Raw genomic sequence first — 15,982 nt, 5'->3', positions numbered from 1 at the left:
GCATGATCGTCCGTTCGTCCACAACCGCCTCCGTCGTCCACAGGCGTACGGCGGAGGCGACCACAACTCGGCATGGTGCGCCCCATGACGAAGCGGAACCAGGCCGTCGGCGCGTACGGGGAACGATGCGCCGTCCGGCACCTGATCGGAGCCGGGCTGCGCCCGGTCGCCCGCAACTGGCGCTGCCCCGCAGGTGAGATCGACATCATCGCCTGGGACGGCCCCGTGCTCGCCTTCTGCGAGGTGAAGACCCGGCGCACCACCCACTACGGGACGCCGGCCGAGGCGGTCGTGCCGGCGAAGGCTCGCCGCCTGCGGGGGCTGGCGGCCCGCTGGCTCGCTGAGACGGGCACCACGGCCGGCGAGGTGCGCTTCGACGTCCTCTCCGTCGAGCTGCCCGACGCCGGCGCGGCCCGGGTCGAGCACCTCAAGGGCGCGTTCTGATGGGCGGCCGGGCGTGAGCTACGCGAAGGTGCTCTGCGTCGGCCTGGTCGGGGTGACCGGGCACGTGGTGGAGGTGGAGGCGGACCTCGCCCCGGGGCTGCCGGCCGTGGCGATCTCCGGGCTGCCGGACACCGCCCTGCACGAGGCCCGCGACCGGGTCCGCGCCGCGATCGTCAACTCCGGCCAGCGCTGGCCCAACCGGCGGATCACCCTCAACCTGCTGCCGGCCACGCTGCCGAAGTTCGGTTCGGCCTTCGACCTGGCCATCGCGGTGGCGCTGCTCGGCGGCTCCGGCGAGCTGCCGCTGCTGCCGCTGGAACGGGTGGTCGTCCTCGGGGAGCTGGGGCTCGACGGCACCGTCCGGCCGGTGCGCGGGGTGCTGCCCATGGTGGCCGCCGCCGCGCGGGCCGGGCTGCACCGGGTGGTCGTCCCGGTGGGCAACGCCGCCGAGGCGGCGGTCGTCCCGGGCGTCCGGGTGCGCGCCGTGGACACGCTGCACCGGATGGTCGACTTCGTCCGGGACGGCACGCCGCTGATCGAGCCGCCCGGCCCCGCACCGGCGGAGGGGCCGGACGGGCCGGACCTGTCGGAGGTGGCCGGGCAGGCGCTGGGCCGGCGGGCCCTGGAGGTGGCCGCCGCCGGCGGGCACCACCTGGCGCTGTTCGGGCCGCCCGGCGCGGGCAAGACCATGCTCGCCGAGCGCCTGCCGTCGATCCTGCCCGCGCTGGACGACGACGCGGCGCTGGAGGTCACCGCGCTGCACTCGATCGCCGGGCTGCTGCCGGCTGGCGGTCGCCTGCTGCGCCGCCCGCCGTTCCAGGCCCCGCACCACACCGCCACGGTGGCCTCGCTGGTCGGCGGCGGGTCCGGGCTGGCCCGCCCCGGCGCGGTGTCGCTCGCCCACCGTGGGGTGCTGTTCCTCGACGAGGCGCCGGAGTTCGGCAAGGGTGCCCTGGAGGCGCTGCGGCAGCCATTGGAGCACGGCCGGGTGCAGCTCGCCCGCAGCCGGGGCGGCACCGAATACCCGGCCCGGACGCAGCTCGTGCTGGCGGCCAATCCGTGCCCCTGCGCGCGGCCGGCCGGCGACGCGTACTGCGAGTGCGCGCCGCTGGTGCGTCGGCGCTACCTCGGCCGGCTCTCGGGCCCACTGCTGGACCGCATCGACGTGCAGGTGACCCTCCCGCCGCTGCGGGCGGCGGAGCTGATGGAGGCGGGGGCGACCGGCGAGTCGTCGGCCACGGTCGCGGCCCGGGTGGCGGCCGCCCGCCGGGCGGCGGCCGACCGCTGGGCGGGCAGCGGCTGGCGGGTCAACGCGGAGGTGCCCGGCCCCTGGCTGCGCCGGCCGCCGTGGCGGCTGCCCGGGCGGGACACCCGGGAGCTGCGCGGGCGGCTCGACTCCGGGTCGCTGTCGGCGCGCGGCTTCGACCGGGTCGTCCGGATGGCATGGACGATCGCCGACCTCGACGGGCGGGACCGCCCGCACGCCGACGACGTCCGGGAGGCGATGCAACTGAGGATGGGGGACGGGGCGTGAACGGCGACGACGACCGGCTGGCCCGGGTGGCGTTGACCTGGTTGGCCGAGCCGGGCACCCGGTCGGTACACCGGCTGGTCGACGAGCTCGGCGCGGCCGGCGCACTGGACCTGCTGCTGCGCGGCGGGGCACCGGACGACCGGCTCCGCGCGGCCGTGGCCGCCCGCTGCCGGGACGGGGACGCGCGGGCGGTGGCGGCCGACGCCCTGGCCCGCGCGCAACGGCTGGGCGCCCGGCTCGTCACCCCCGGCGACGGGGAGTGGCCCGCCACCGTCGAGCACCTGCGCCGGCTGGCCCTACCCGGCGCCACCCGCCGGGTGGACGTCGAGACCGCGCCCCCGCTCTGCTTCTGGGTGCGCGGCGGGTGGCCGCTCGGCGACGCGCTGGACCGGGCGGTCTCGGTGGTCGGCGCGCGGGCCGCCACCCCGTACGGGGTGCACGTCGCCACCGAGCTGGGCTACGGGCTGGCCGACCGGGACTGGACGGTGGTCTCCGGCGGCGCGTTCGGCATCGACGCGGCGGCGCACCGGGGCGCCCTCAACGCGGGCGGGCTGACGGTGGCGGTGCTCGCCTGCGGGATCGACCGGCCGTACCCGATGGGCAACACCGCGCTGTTCGACCGCATCGGCGAGACCGGGCTGCTGGTCAGCGAGTGGCTGCCCGGGTCGGAGCCGCTGCGGCCCCGGTTCCTCATCCGCAACCGGGTGATCGCGGCGGCGACCCGGGGCACGGTGCTGGTGGAGGCGTCGGCCCGCAGCGGCGCGACGCAGACCGTCAACCGGGCCCTCGCCGCCGGCCGGCACGCCATGGTGGTGCCGGGGCCGGTCACCTCCGCCATGTCGGTCGGCGCCCACGAGCTGCTGCGCGAGCACCCGTCGGCCCGGCTGGTCACCGGCGTGGCGCACGTGCTGGAGGAGGTCGGCCGGATCGGCGCCGACCTCGCCCCGCCCGCACGCGCCCCGCAGCGTCCCCGGGACCTGCTCGACGACGAGGCGACGCAGGTGCTGGAGTCGATGCCCCGCCGCGGGGCGGTCGGCGTCGACCGGTTGGCCGCCCGCGCCGGCGTGGACGTCCGGACCGCCCTGCGCAAGCTCTCCCTGCTGGAGGAGCTGGGCCTGGTGCGCCGGCGCGACGACGGGTACGCGCTGGCCACCGGCCCCGCCCGCGCCCCGGCGAGGCCCCGGTGAGCCGCCGGTGCCCCGTACCGCCCGCCGCACCGGCCCGGCCGCGTCGGTGCCCGGCCGGGCTCGCCGTGCGCTCGTAAGCTGAGCCGGTGCGAGGCTACGGACGGGCGCGGCGGCGGGCGGCGGGCGCGCGGGGCGGTCCCCGGTGAGCCGGGCCGGTCCCGACAGCAGGGCGACGCACGCGGCCCTGCCGACGCCGATGCGGGAGGCGGTCGACGACTTCGCCGACCACCTGGCCCGGGTGCGCAACCGCTCGGCGCACACCGTCCGCGCGTACGTCGGCGACCTGGTCTCCCTGTTCGACCACGCCGCCCGGATGGGCTGCGCCGAGGTGGCGGACCTCGACCTGGGCGTGGTGCGCAGCTGGCTGGCGAAACAGCGCACGACCGGGGCGGCCCGCACCACGATGGCGCGCCGGGCCGCCGCGGCGCGCGCCTTCAGCGCGTGGGCCCACCGCGCCGGGCTGATGCCGACCGACGCGGCCGCGCCGCTGGCGAGCCCCCGCGCCCACCGGGAGCTGCCGACCGTGCTCCGCGCCGACCAGGCGGCCGCCCTGATGCGGGCACCGGCCCGCCCCGGGGACCCGGGAGGCGGAGTGCCCCCGCAGGGGCCCGGTTCCGCCGACGTCCGCCCGGCCGACCCGGCCGGCGGCGGGGATCGGGAGGCGGCGCTGGCGCGCGGGGTGCTGCTGCGCGACCGGGTCCTGCTCGAACTGCTCTACGCCACCGGCGTGCGGATCAGCGAGGCGTGCGGCCTGGACACCGCCGACGTGGACCAAGGCCGCCGCGTGGTGCGGGTGCTCGGCAAGGGCTCCCGGGAGCGGTCCGTGCCGTACGGGGTCCCGGCGCAACGCGCCCTCGACGAGTGGCTGCGGGCCGGGCGGCCAGCCCTGGCCGGCCCGGGTTCCGGGGACGCGCTGCTGCTGGGGGCGCGGGGCGGGCGGCTGCACCCGACGACGGCGCGGCGGGTCGTCGCCGGGTACGCCGAGGCCACCGGCCTGCCCCGGACCACCCCGCACGGCCTGCGCCACTCGGCCGCCACCCATCTGCTGGAGGGCGGCGCGGACCTGCGGGCGGTGCAGGAGCTGCTGGGGCACTCGTCGCTGGGCAGCACGCAGATCTACACCCACGTGTCGGTCGAGCGGCTGCGGGCCGCGTACCGGCAGGCCCACCCGCGCGCCTGAGCGGGCCGGTCCCACCCCGGCCGACGGGGGCCGACCCCGCTGCGGTCCGGTCCTCGTCGCAGGGCGCGGCCCACCGTGCCGGGCTACGATCATGCGATGAGCGCGCCGCAGCCGCCCGAGCCCATCCCCGGCGCCCGGCTGCTCTTCTCGCTGGACCCGGCGGTGAGCCACCTCAACCACGGCTCGTTCGGCGCGGTGCCGGTCAACGTGCAGCGCGTCCAGCAGCGGCTGCGCGACGAGATGGAGGCGAACCCGCTGCGCTTCTTCGGGCTCAGCCTGGTGGACCGGATCACCCACACCCGCCGGCACCTGGCCGCCTTCCTCGGCGCCGACCCGGACGGCACCGCCCTGGTCGGCAACGCCACCACCGGCGTCGCCGTGGTGCTGCAGTCGCTGGGCCTGCGCCCCGGTGACGAGGTGCTCACCACCGACCACGGCTACGGCGCGGTCGGCTTCTCCGTCGACCGCGAGTGCCGGCGCACCGGGGCGACCAGGCGGATCCTGCCGGTGCCGTTGACCGCGACCGACGAGCAGGTCGTCGAGATCGTCCGCGCCGGGCTGCGCCCCGGCCGCACCAAGCTGCTCGTCGTCGACCAGCTCACCTCCGCCACCGCCCGCCTGTTCCCGGTCGCGGCGATCGTCGCGGCGGCCCGCGCCCACGGGGTGCCGGTGCTCGTCGACGCCGCCCACGCGCCGGGCATGCTGGCGACCCCCGTGGCGAGCGTCGGCGCGGACTTCTGGGTGGGCAACCTGCACAAGTGGGGGTACGCCCCGCGCGGCACCGCCGCGCTGGTGGTGGCGCCGCCGTGGCGGGACCGGATGGAGCCGCTGGTGGTCTCCTGGGAGCAGGATGCCGGCTTCCCGGGCAACGTCGAGTGGCAGGCGACCCTGGACTACACGTCGTGGCTCGCCGCGCCGGCCGGCGTCTGGACCCTGCGCAGCCTCGGCGTCGAGCGGGTACGCGCGCACAACGCCGCGCTGGCCGCGTACGGGCAGCGGGTGCTGGGGGACGCGCTGGGGGTGGCACCGGCCGACCTGCCGGAGCCCGGCGGGCCGACGGTGGCCATGCGGATCGTCCCGCTGCCGGCCGGGCTGGCCACCACGATCGAGGCCGCCCGCGCGCTGCGCGAGCGGATCGCCGAGGAGCTGTCGGCCGAGGTGGCGGTGATGTCCTGGGACGGTCGCGGCTGGCTGCGGCTGTGCGGCCAGGTCTACAACGCCCCGCACGAGTACGAACGCCTCGCCGCCCGGCTGCCGGCGCTGCTCGCCCAGCGCTGACCACCGGCCCTTGCTGCCCCCTGCCCCGCCATGCCGGCGACATGGGGGCATCGGTGAGGCCGGGATGCCGCCATGTCGCCGCCATGACGCCGACCGGGCGAGCGCGCCCGGTGCAGCCGAGCGACCCGGGCCGGGCGAGCGCGCCCGGGACAGCCGAGCGCCCCGGGCCGGGGCGACGGTCAGAGCGGCAGCAGCCGGACGGGGCCGAGGCCGAGCAGGGCCGTCGGGTCCAGGTATTCCTCGCCCCGGCGCAGGCCCCAGTGCAGGCAGGCCCGGTCCGGGCAGCCCACGTGCCCGGGGTGCAGCCGGCCCAGCGGCGCCCCCACCGCCACCGGGTCACCGGACCGTACGCCGGGTGCCACCGGCTCGTAGGTGGTCCGCAGCCCGGCGCTGTGCCCGACGGTGATCACGGGACGGCCGGCGACCTGCCCGGCGAAGAGCACCACCCCGGGCCCGGCGGCGCGGACCACGGCCCCCGGGTCGGCGCTCAGGTCGACGCCCCGGTGACCGGGCAGCCATGGCTGCGGCGGCGGCTCGAAGCGGCGGGTGAGGCGCGGCACCCCGTCGAGCGGCCACCTGAAGGCAGGGGATCCGGAACCGGAGCCGGCACCGACCGGGCCAGGACCGACCGAGTCGGAAGCGACCGGGCCGGGACCGAGCAGGCCGGGACCGAGCGGGCCAGAAACAACCGGGCCAGGACCGGCCGGGCCAGGACCGGAGGTGGCGGAAGCGACCGACACGAAGCTGGAGGTGGCCGCGAGGAGGAACCCGCACAGGACGGTCCCGGCCACCGCCGCCGAACGTGACCGGCTCAGGATCGGCGCGCCACCGCTCCGGTGCGCGCCCCCGCCCGCGCCGGGGCCACCCGCGCCGGTGCTCCTGCCCAGGCCGGTGTCGCCCGGCGCGTGCCTCGTCCACATGCCAGGCAGCGTGCCGGAATCCCGGGGTGCCGGCCACCGCCCGCGGCTCGCCTGTGGACGACCGACGTCGTTGTGGACAACCCCCGCCCGGCCCGATGATCTGCTATGCGCCGGTGGGCGCGAACCGCCTGCCACGCGGTACCGGTGGGGGTGATCACCGTCGGTGGGCGACGTGGGCGCCGACGGTGGTGGATCCGCCGGCCGGCGGTGCGCGGGGCGGGGCGGCGATGGCGCTTCGCGGGGCTGGCGCAGCCGGGAGGACACGTGCTGGGCGAGCCCGGGTGCCGGGCGGTGCGGTGCGGTGCCGGTGCGGGGCCGTCAGCCGCCGAAGCCGGAGTCGGCCGGCAGGGAGATGTCGGGCTTCTCCAGCTCCTCGACGTTGACGTCCTTGAACGTCATCACCCGGACATTCTTGACGAACCGGGCCGGACGGTACATGTCCCACACCCAGGCGTCGTGCATCTCGACCTCGAAGTAGACCTCGCCGTCGGAGTTGCGCACGTGCAGGTCCACCTGGTTGGCCAGGTAGAAGCGGCGCTCCGTCTCCACCACGTACGAGAACTGACGGACGATGTCGCGGTACTCCCGGTAGAGCTGGAGCTCCATCTCGGTCTCGTACTTCTCGAGATCTTCCGCGCTCATCGCACTCCGCCTTCCATGACCACATCCTCCCCCACCGGCGCGGGAGGTCGGGGCTGCTCGCCCAACGCCACGCCGACGGTACCCCCTGACGCCTCGAAACGCTCCATCGGCTCGACCGGCCGCGCACCCACCGGTCGGCGGGATCTGGGTGGCCGCCCGTCCAGGCCGGAAACGGTGGCCACATTGACGTACGAGAACCTGTGCTCCCGGCACGGGCCGAGCTCCCGCAGGGCCGCCGTGTGCTCCGCGGTGATGTAGCCCTTGTGCTCGGCGAAGCCGTAGCCGGGGAACGCCGCGTCCAGCTCGACCATCATCCGGTCCCGGGTGACCTTGGCGAGCACGCTGGCCGCCGCGACGCAGGCCGCCACCCGGTCGCCCTTCCACACCGCCAGCCCCGGCACGTCCAGGCCGTCGACGCCGAAGCCGTCGGTCAGCACGTAGTCGGGGCGGGTGGCCAGCGAAGCGAGGGCCCGGCGCATCGCGGCGAGGTTGCACACGTGCAGGCCACGGGCGTCGACCTCATCGGCCGGGATCACCACCACCGCGTACGCGAGGGCGCGGGCGACCACCTGTTCGTAGACGCGCTCCCGGCTGGCCGGGGTGAGCAGCTTCGAGTCGGCCAGCCCGTCGATCTCGCCGCGTCGCCCCTCCGGCAGCACCGCCGCCGCGGCCACGAGCGGGCCCGCGCAGGCGCCCCGCCCGGCCTCGTCGGCGCCGGCCACGTGCCGGAAGCCCCGGCGTTGCAGGGCGCGCTCCAGCGCGTACAGCCCGGCCTCGCGACGCACGACGGTGCGCGGTGGGGTCAGCACGGCGTACCCCCGGTGGTGGACCCGACGCCGGCGGACCCGGCGGGTGCGTCGGCCGGGGCCGGCGGGCCGGACACCTCGGGGCGCGCGGCGAGCGCCCGGCGCAGCAGCGCCGGCAGGTCGGCCGGGTAGTAGCGCTCGGTCGTGGCCGCCAGCTCGTCGAGCGGCCACCAGCGGTGCCCGGTGATGCTGGCCCGCTCGACGGCGTCGAAGCCCGCCGTGTCGACCTCCCACCCGGGGACCCGGACCAGGAAGAACTGCTGCTCCTGCTCGTAGTGGACGGCGCCGAACGGGAACCGGATCCGCTCCTGCGCCACGGGCTCGCCCAGCTCGGCCGGGGTCAGCCGCAGGCCCGTCTCCTCGGCCAGCTCCCGGGCGGCGGCGGCCGCCGGGGACTCGCCCGGCTCAAGCCCGCCGCCGGGGGTCAGCCAGTATCGGTGGTCGGGCCGCGCCGGGTCGTGCCCGGCGAGGAGCAGCACCCGGCCGGCGGCGTCGACGAGCAGCACGCGCGCCGCGCGTCGGGGGGTGTAGACCGTCACCGTCCCAGCCTGCCAGACGCGGCCCCCGACGCCCACGCCCACCCGGGAGCCGCTGGGGTCGCGCGGGCGGGTCAGGGGTTCGGCACGTCGTCGAACGACTTCGGCACGGTGAGCCACGTGGCCCGGTCGACCGGCCAGAAGACGGTGAACGCCCGCCCGACCACCTGGTCCTCGGGGATGGTGGCGCTGTCGATGTTCTGGCCCGACTGCTGCCAGTGCTCCAGCGAGTCGCCGGACGCCGAGCGGTGGTCGCCCATCACCCACAGCCGCCCCTGCGGCACGGTGATGTCGAACTCCTGGTCGGCCGCCTTGTCCTGCTGGCCGTTGGCGGAGTAGATGTACGGCTCGTCGATCGGCTTGCCGTTGATCATGATCCGCTCCTGCGGGTCGCAGCAGACCACGTGGTCGCCGCCGACGCCGATCACCCGCTTGATGAAGTCCTCGCCGTCGGGGTTGCCGCTCCACTCGGTCGGTGCCTTGAACACCACGACCTCGCCCCGGTGCGGTGACCGGAAGTCGTAGACCAGCTTGTTGACCAGCACCCGATCGTTGATCTGAAGGGTGTTCTCCATGGACGGCGACGGGATGTAGAAGGTCTGGAGCACGAAGGCCCGCACCAGCACCGCTACCAGGATCGCCACGCCCAGGAGGATGGGCAGCTCCTTCCAGAAGGAGCCGCTCTTCTTGTCGGTCTGCTCGTCAATCACGGGTGGAGCCTACGTCGCCGCGGGCGGACCGGCCGCCCGGAACGCGCGAGAACGGACAGCGCAGCCGACACCGGGACGAGCAGCAGCACACCACCCGTGCCGCTGGGCCGCACCGGAGCCAGGGGCTGCCCGGCCGCCGGGGTGGGCCCGGTGACCGTGGCGAAGGTCTCCGGCACCGGCAGCGACGCCCACCGCGACGACGGCCAGACCACCGCGAACGCCCGGCCGACGACGTTGTCGATCGGCACCGGGCCCTGGCAGCGGGCGTCCTGGGAGACGAGCCGGTGGTCGCCCATGACGAAGATCTGGCCGGGCGGGACGACCACCTCGTCGAAGCGCCGCGACCGGCACTCGGCGGGGTTGGGCGGCAGGTCCAGCGGCGAGTCGCGGACCACGTACGGCTCGTCGAGCGGGATGTCGTTGACGGTGACCCGGCCCTGGGCGTCGCAGCAGCGCACCCGGTCCCCGGGCAGGCCGATCACCCGCTTGATGAAGTCCTTCTCGCCGGGGCGGCTCACCCCGACCAGGTCGCCGACGGTGCGGCCGAACTTGCCGACGATCCCGGGCTCGGGCTCCTGGACCTCCTGGGCGACCCACTTGTCGGTGCCCCGGAAGACCACCACCTCGCCGCGTTGCGGGTCGCGGACGTCGTAGACGACCTTGTTGACCAGCACCCGGTCGTTGATGAGCAGCGTGTCCTCCATGGAGCCGGAGGGGATGAAGAACGCCTGGAGCAGGAAGGTGCGGATCAGCACCGCCAGGCAGAAGGCGACGATCAGCAGCAGCGGCAGCTCCTGCCACAGCGGCATCTGCCGGCGGGAACGTCGTTCCCGCCGACGCCACGGATCGACCGCGTCGCCCTCGTCAAGCGTGCGCACCATGCCACTCCCCGGTTCGCAGAAACGCCACTACCGCCCGGGAGCCTCGACGAGGCCCCACGGGCGGTAGTGGGACGATCCGCGACCGCGGCTCACGCCGCGACGCATCGATGCCCGCCTGCGCCCGTGCGACCAGCGTAACCGGGCCGGGCCCGTACGACATCCGCGCAGCTCAGGCGGCGTGGCGAGCGGGAAGTCAGCTCGGCTGCTTCTCGCGGCGCTCCTTGATCTTGGCCTTCTTGCCCCGCAGCTCGCGCAGGTAGTAGAGCTTGGCGCGGCGCACGGCACCACGGGTCACGATCTCGATCCGGTCGATCGCCGGGCTGTTCACCGGGTAGGTCCGCTCGACACCCACGCCGAAGCTCATCTTGCGGACCGAGAAGGTCTCGCGCAGGCCGTCACCCTGGCGGCGGATGACGACGCCCTGGAAGATCTGGACCCGGGACCGGCTGCCCTCGACGACCCGCGCGTGCACCTTGACGGTGTCACCGGCGCGGAACTGGGGGATGTCGACCCGCTTCGACTGGGCGTCAAGGGCGTCCAGGATGTTCATCGCTGCGTCCTCGTGAGGCTCACGGCGCACCGTCAGTCGGTGCGCGGATGGGTGATTCTGATCCCCGGGTGGCGACCGCGGACGGCCCCGGTCGAGGATCCTCGCAGCCGCCCGCGGCGCGGGCGGTCACGGCAACCTCCCTACTTTGCCACATCCCCCGCCGGCAGCGGAAATCCGGCCCGGTCCAGGGCCGCCCGGTCCCGTTTGTCCAGGCTCGCCGGGTCGAGCGCGGCGAGCAGGTCGGGCCGGCGGGCGGCGGTGCGGGTCAGCGCCTCGTCGCGCCGCCAGCGGGCGATCCGGCCGTGGTCGCCGGAGCGCAGCACCTCCGGCACCTCGTGCCCGCGCCAGGTCGCCGGCTTGGTGTACATCGGCGCCTCCAGCAGCCCGTGGGCGTGCGACTCCTCGTCCAGCGAGCCGGCGTTGCCGAGCACCCCGGGCAGCAGCCGGGTCACGGCCTCCAGGATCACCAGCACGGCCACCTCGCCGCCGAAGAGCACGTAGTCGCCGAGGGAGACCTCGGTCACCCGCATCCGGGTCGCGGCGTGGTCGAGCACCCGCTGGTCGATGCCCTCGTACCGGCCGCAGGCGAAGAGCAGGTGCGACTCGGCGGCCAGCTCGTGCGCCATGGCCTGGGTGAACGGCTCGCCGGCCGGCGACGGCACCAGCAGCCGAGGCAGGGTGACGCCGTCCGGGGCCAGCTCGGCCGGGGCGAGGGCGTCGAGCGCCTCGCCCCACGGCTCGGGCCGCATCACCATGCCGGGCCCGCCCCCGTAGGGGGTGTCGTCGACCGTGCGGTGCACGTCGTGGGTCCAGCTCCGCAGGTCGTGTACGGCCAGCCGCAGCGTCCCGGCGGCCCGGGCCCTGCCGATCAGCGACAGGTCGAGCGGGGCGAGGTACTCGGGGAAGATCGACACGACGTCGACGCGCATGCGCGGGTGCTCCAGGGGCCTAGAGGTCGAGCAGGCCGCCGGGCGGGTCGACGACGACGCGACCGCCGGCGAGGTCGACCTCGGGCACGATCGCCCTGACGAACGGGATCAGCGCCGTGCGCCCCTCGGGGCGGCGCAGCACCAGCAGGTCGGACGCGGGCGCATGGTCGATCTTGACCACCTCGCCGAGGTGTTCGCCGGCGGGGGTGACCGCCGCCAGCCCGACGAGCTGGTGGTCGTGGAACTCCTCCGGGTCCTCCGGCGGGGCGACGTCGGCGCTGTCCACCCCCAGCAGGGTGCCGCGCAGCGCCTCGGCGACGTCGCGCTCTCCGATGCCCTCGAAGGCGACCAGCATCCGCCCCTGGTGCCAGCGGGCGGACTCCACGGTCAGCGCGGCCGGGACCCGGAACGGCACGCCGGGGCCGGGAGCGGGGTTGGCCGGCGGCGCCGCGCCCGGCTCGGTAGCGAGTACCGAACCGGGCGCGAAGCGTGCCTCGGGCTCGTCGGTGCGCACCTCGACGGTGACCTCACCGCGGATGCCGTGCGGCTTGCCGATCCGGCCGACGATGAGCCGCATCAGTACGAGTCGACGATGTCGACGCGCACGCCGCGCCCACCGATGGAGCCGATCACCTGGCGCAGCGCCTTGGCGGTCCGGCCGGACCGCCCGATCACCGTGCCGAGGTCCTCCGGGTGCACGCGGACTTCCAGCCGCTTGCCCCGACGGTTGTCGACCAGCCGGACCCGGACGTCGTCCGGGTGGTCGACGATGCCCTTGACCAGGTGCTCAAGCGCCGGACGCAGTGCCATGTCAGGCCTGCTCGCCGGCGGCGTCCGCGGCGGGCTGCTCCTCGGCCTTCGGCGCCTGCTCGGCGGCCGGGGCCTCGGCCTTGGCGGCCTTCTTGGCCGGCTTCGCCGGGGCGTCGGCCAGGCCGGCGGCGGCCTTCGCCTCGGCCTCGTACGCCGCCTTGCGGTCGGCGCGCTCGGCGGCGACCTTCAGCGGCGGCGGGGCCGGCAGGCCCTTGAACTTCTGCCAGTCACCGGTCAGCTCCAGCAGGCGCTGCACGGCGTCGCTCGGCTGCGCGCCGACGGACAGCCAGTACTGGACCCGCTCCGACTTGACCTCGATCACCGAAGGGTCCTCCTTCGGCTGGTACACACCGACGAACTCGATCGCGCGACCGTCACGCTTGGAGCGCGAGTCGGCGACGACGATGCGGTACTGCGGGTTGCGGATCTTGCCCATCCGCAGGAGCCGGATCTTTACGGCCACAGTTGTTTCGCTCCTGTTGCGATCTCACCGGCCCGGTCCGGGCGGTGCACGGGTGAGTGTCGACCGGCACAGTGGGGTTGGGCCGGAGACTGCTCGGTGGACTGGCGACGCGCCCGGGGTAGAGGGCGCCGGACGCGCGCCGGATACCAGCGACCCATTCTGCCAGATCGGGCCGGGATTCCTCACATCGGCCGGCCGGGCCGCCGCCCGACGGCACCAAAAAGAGCACTTCGCGCCGTTTGCGGTGATTCGTGTCAGCGGGCGGGCGGGCGGTCCCAGCCGGGCGGCAGCGCCCCGGGCACGTCCCACCCGGGCGGCGGGACGAAGTCGCACCAGGTGCCGTCGAACGGGAACTCGCCGGCCTCGGCGCGGGCGATCACTCGCTTCCCCTCGGCCCGGACCGCGGCCTCGTCGGCCACCCAGTAGTCGGCGGGGAAGGCCAGCCGCTCGGCGAACTCCTCCTCGTCCTTCCACTCCCAGGTGCGGTCGGGCCGGATCACCACGTCGAGGTCCTGGTCGACCATGTCCACCCCGGCCAGGTCACCGTCGTCCCAGCGCACGCCGGGCTCCTCCAGGTTGACGTACCAGTGGCTGAACCGGCCGGCGGCGTCGGAGAACCACCAGACGGAGTGCGCCTCGCCCACGGGCAGGAACTTCAGCAGCGCCGGCCCGTTCCACCGCCCGAGGGCCAGCCGGTACGACGAGGTGGCCCACTCGGCGAACGGCACCGCCCGCAGGCCGAGCCCCGCCGCGGTCACCTCGTTGGCCACCGGCGAGTCGCGGGCGACGTAGAGCAGCAGGCCGCGCTCGTCGTCGCTGACCACCCGCCCCGTCCGGGCCCAGCCGATCCGGCCGCGCCGGACGTTGCGGTGCACGATCAACCGGCCGGGCGCGAACCTCATGGCACCGACCCTATCGGGCGACGCTCCCGGCCCGCGGCGGCACCGGCGGCGGACGACGGGCCGGGAGCCCATGTTCCGACACCCGATCGGCCGTTGCGGGCTGTCGATCCCCGTCGCTGAATCGCTACCGTGTGATGGACGCGCGTCGTCGAGGGAAGGACGGGCCTGTGTCGGAGGACGTGCGGGTCCCGCAGCCGGGCCGGCGCGGGGGCGGGGCCGTCCGCCCCGTGTCCGCCGGGGCGCACGACTGAGGGGCGACACCATGGGAGCTCCACTGGTCACCGACGGCTTCGACGATCTCGGCCGGGTCCTGCGCTCCACCGTGCTCGAGGTGCTTCCCGGCGCCGACATCCCCGGCGGCACCGCCTTCTTCGTCGCCCCCGGCTTCGCGCTGACCTGCGCACACGTGGTGGGCGGCCGGCAGGGTGACGTGCTGCCGGTGCGCTGGGACGGGCGGGCGCTGACCGCGCGGGTGGTGCACGCCGCCCCGTCCTCGCCCGGCGGCCAGCCGGTCTGGTCCCCACCCGACCTCGCCGTGCTGCGGGTCGCCGACGCGCCCGCCGGGCACCCGTGCGTCTGGCTCGGCGAGCAGCCGCCGCCGGAGGGCACGCCGCTGCACACCGTGGGCTTCGCCGGGGAGCACGCCACGGCGGAGGCCACCCCCGCCTGGCCCCGGTCGGCGGGCCCGCAGGGCGTCCGGGGGGCCGCCGCGCTGCGGTTGCGCGGCGACGAACTCGCCAAGGGCAGCCCCGGCAGCCCGGTGCTGGACCTCACCACCGGTGAGGTGTGCGCGATGGTGCAGACCCCCCACCGACCGGGTGACGCGTACGGCGGGCTGGCCATCCCCCTGGCCGAGCTGCGCGGGCTGCCCATCGCCCTGCTGCGCGAGCTGTGGCGCGGGCACGACCGGCACCACGGGGCCGACGGCAGTTGGGCGTACGCCATCGACCGGCTGCGGGACCGGCGGACCGAGACGGTCCGGCCCGAGGTCGCGGAGTTGCTCGACCCGGCGGCCCGGCTGCCGGTGCTGCGCGCCACCGAGGAGGCGCGGCTGCGGGGGCTGCTGGCCCTGCTGCCGGCGGCCGAGGACGCGTACCAGCTCTACGAGCGGGCGTGCGGCGGGCCCGCCGCGCCGATGCCGGCGCAGCCGCTGCTGGACCGGCGCGACGTCATCGGCGCCCTCGACGACGTGGCCCGGGCCCGGCGCGGGGAGCTGCACCCGCTGCTGGTGCTCGCCACCGAGCTGATCCCCCGCTACCTGGCCGCCGAGCGGGCCGTGCTCCGGGCCTGGATCGACGACCTGGCCGTGCGCCTCGGCCAGCGGGCGCAGCTCGCGAGGCACACCACCGCGTGGACGCCGACACCGGCGGAGCTGTCGTCCGTGCTGCTGGAGGTCACCCCGGCGGGCCACGACCAGCAGCGGTACCTGCTGTCGATGTCGGTCTACCGCAGCCGCGACGACGTCCGCTGCCTCGCCCAGCAGGACGAGCCGATCCCCGTGCCGGAGCTGGAGGCGGCGCTGCGGCGGCTGCTGCGCCTCGGGCTGGGCCACCTCGGCTGGGGCCGCCGGGTGATGGTCGAGCTGACCCTGCCGCCGGAACTGCTGGACCTGCCGGTCGACGAGTGGGTCCTCGACCACGACCCCGTCCCGCTCGGGTTGGTCCGGCCCGTGCTGGTGCGGCTCTCCGACGAGGAGGAGTCGGGCTCCCGGCCGGAGGCCGAGGAACGCTGGGACGCGCTGTCGGCGGACGGCGACGGCATGTCGTTCGCCACCGTCGGCTGCGGGGTCGACGTCGGGCCGACCTGGTTCTACGCCCACCTCACCCGCACCAACCCGGCGGGCGCGCTGCTGCCCGGCCCGACCACGGACCGGGCCCGGCGCACCCTGCTGGAGGTGGCGTTGCGGGCCGGGACGCCGGTGGCGCTGTGGAGCCGGGTCGGCTGCGAGCGGCACGGCGGCCCGGACGGCGCGGGCACCTGCCGGGGCGAGGCGTTCCTCGCGGACCTGGAGCCCCGGCTGCGGCACCGGCCGATCGGGGCGCTGCCCCTGGACGTGCGGCAGCTGCGGGCGGCGGCGGTGGAGGCCCGCGACGAGAACCACTGCGGGCACCGGCTGGTCCTGCTCTGGGACAACCCGTTCCGGCGTTTCCGGGGCACCTCGACGCTCGACGCGCAGTGGTGAGACCGGCGCGGGCCGGCCGACAGGAGGG

At 76.0% G+C, this 15,982-nt stretch carries 17 protein-coding genes and 1 pseudogene; 6 read left to right on the top strand and 12 right to left on the bottom strand.

What is annotated here, in order from left to right:
• Positions 1-84 precede the first annotated feature (84 nt).
• The 5 genes from TK50_RS09190 to TK50_RS09170 all read left to right on the top strand — a co-directional run bounded on the left by TK50_RS09190 (position 85) and on the right by TK50_RS09170 (position 5,623).
• Entirely contained in the window at positions 85-444 is a 360-nt protein-coding gene (locus tag TK50_RS09190; protein WP_043962354.1) for a YraN family protein, read from the top strand.
• 13 nt (positions 445-457) lie between these two features.
• On the top strand, positions 458-1,978 hold the full coding sequence (locus TK50_RS09185; protein ID WP_043962353.1) for a YifB family Mg chelatase-like AAA ATPase: 1,521 nt from the start codon (positions 458-460) through the stop codon (positions 1,976-1,978).
• The gene (locus tag TK50_RS09180) at positions 1,888-3,165 is read left to right on the top strand and encodes a DNA-processing protein DprA (RefSeq protein ID WP_082106228.1); all 1,278 of its coding nucleotides are present in this window, start codon (positions 1,888-1,890) and stop codon (positions 3,163-3,165) included. The genes TK50_RS09185 and TK50_RS09180 overlap by 91 nt, the downstream gene beginning before the upstream one ends.
• A 196-nt stretch (positions 3,166-3,361) precedes the next feature.
• Positions 3,362-4,345, top strand: a complete 984-nt coding sequence (locus TK50_RS09175) for a tyrosine recombinase XerC (protein WP_144420291.1) — start codon at positions 3,362-3,364, stop codon at positions 4,343-4,345.
• Positions 4,346-4,441: 96 nt separating this feature from the next.
• Positions 4,442-5,623, top strand: a complete 1,182-nt coding sequence (locus TK50_RS09170; RefSeq protein ID WP_043962350.1) for an aminotransferase class V-fold PLP-dependent enzyme — start codon at positions 4,442-4,444, stop codon at positions 5,621-5,623.
• Positions 5,624-5,802: 179 nt separating this feature from the next.
• On the opposite strand, the gene TK50_RS09165 is transcribed toward TK50_RS09170, so the two are convergent.
• From TK50_RS09165 to TK50_RS09110, 12 genes and pseudogenes are all read right to left on the bottom strand, one after another.
• Positions 5,803-6,438: a murein hydrolase activator EnvC family protein gene (locus tag TK50_RS09165; protein ID WP_422119937.1), complete on the bottom strand. Its 636-nt coding sequence runs from the start codon at positions 6,436-6,438 to the stop codon at positions 5,803-5,805.
• 423 nt (positions 6,439-6,861) lie between these two features.
• Entirely contained in the window at positions 6,862-7,185 is a 324-nt protein-coding gene (locus TK50_RS09160) for a DUF2469 domain-containing protein (protein ID WP_007075222.1), read from the bottom strand.
• Positions 7,182-7,994, bottom strand: coding sequence for a ribonuclease HII (locus TK50_RS09155; protein WP_043962349.1), 813 nt, complete (start codon positions 7,992-7,994; stop codon positions 7,182-7,184). Before TK50_RS09155 ends, TK50_RS09160 begins: the two co-directional genes overlap by 4 nt.
• The gene (locus tag TK50_RS09150; protein ID WP_043964146.1) at positions 7,988-8,530 is read right to left on the bottom strand and encodes an NUDIX hydrolase; all 543 of its coding nucleotides are present in this window, start codon (positions 8,528-8,530) and stop codon (positions 7,988-7,990) included. Before TK50_RS09150 ends, TK50_RS09155 begins: the two co-directional genes overlap by 7 nt.
• 71 nt (positions 8,531-8,601) lie before the next feature.
• The gene (lepB, locus tag TK50_RS09145; protein WP_043962347.1) at positions 8,602-9,237 is read right to left on the bottom strand and encodes a signal peptidase I; all 636 of its coding nucleotides are present in this window, start codon (positions 9,235-9,237) and stop codon (positions 8,602-8,604) included.
• A gap of 9 nt (positions 9,238-9,246) precedes the next feature.
• Positions 9,247-10,118: pseudogene (gene lepB / locus TK50_RS09140) on the bottom strand (signal peptidase I).
• Between the two features lie 193 nt (positions 10,119-10,311).
• On the bottom strand, positions 10,312-10,668 hold the full coding sequence (rplS, locus tag TK50_RS09135; RefSeq protein WP_043962345.1) for a 50S ribosomal protein L19: 357 nt from the start codon (positions 10,666-10,668) through the stop codon (positions 10,312-10,314).
• A 140-nt stretch (positions 10,669-10,808) separates the two neighbouring features.
• The gene (gene trmD, locus TK50_RS09130) at positions 10,809-11,597 is read right to left on the bottom strand and encodes a tRNA (guanosine(37)-N1)-methyltransferase TrmD (protein WP_043962344.1); all 789 of its coding nucleotides are present in this window, start codon (positions 11,595-11,597) and stop codon (positions 10,809-10,811) included.
• A gap of 19 nt (positions 11,598-11,616) precedes the next feature.
• Entirely contained in the window at positions 11,617-12,174 is a 558-nt protein-coding gene (gene rimM / locus TK50_RS09125; RefSeq protein WP_043962343.1) for a ribosome maturation factor RimM, read from the bottom strand.
• The gene (locus TK50_RS09120; RefSeq protein WP_036374728.1) at positions 12,174-12,407 is read right to left on the bottom strand and encodes an RNA-binding protein; all 234 of its coding nucleotides are present in this window, start codon (positions 12,405-12,407) and stop codon (positions 12,174-12,176) included. Before TK50_RS09120 ends, rimM begins: the two co-directional genes overlap by 1 nt.
• 1 nt (position 12,408) lies before the next feature.
• Positions 12,409-12,870 carry a 30S ribosomal protein S16 gene (gene rpsP / locus TK50_RS09115; protein WP_043962341.1) on the bottom strand — a complete coding sequence of 154 codons (462 nt, stop codon included), beginning with the start codon at positions 12,868-12,870 and terminating at the stop codon, positions 12,409-12,411.
• Between the two features lie 254 nt (positions 12,871-13,124).
• Positions 13,125-13,772 (bottom strand): ribonuclease FAU-1 family protein, encoded by a 648-nt coding sequence (locus tag TK50_RS09110; RefSeq protein ID WP_043962340.1) that lies wholly within the window; start codon positions 13,770-13,772, stop codon positions 13,125-13,127.
• Between the two features lie 262 nt (positions 13,773-14,034).
• Between TK50_RS09110 and TK50_RS09105 the strand changes: the two genes are divergently transcribed.
• Positions 14,035-15,954, top strand: a complete 1,920-nt coding sequence (locus TK50_RS09105; protein WP_043962338.1) for a VMAP-C domain-containing protein — start codon at positions 14,035-14,037, stop codon at positions 15,952-15,954.
• Positions 15,955-15,982: the final 28 nt, after the last annotated feature.

The sequence above is a fragment of the Micromonospora haikouensis genome, from assembly GCF_000876225.1.
GTDB lineage: Bacteria > Actinomycetota > Actinomycetes > Mycobacteriales > Micromonosporaceae > Micromonospora > Micromonospora haikouensis.
This window is presented reverse-complemented; position numbering and strand designations above follow the sequence as displayed.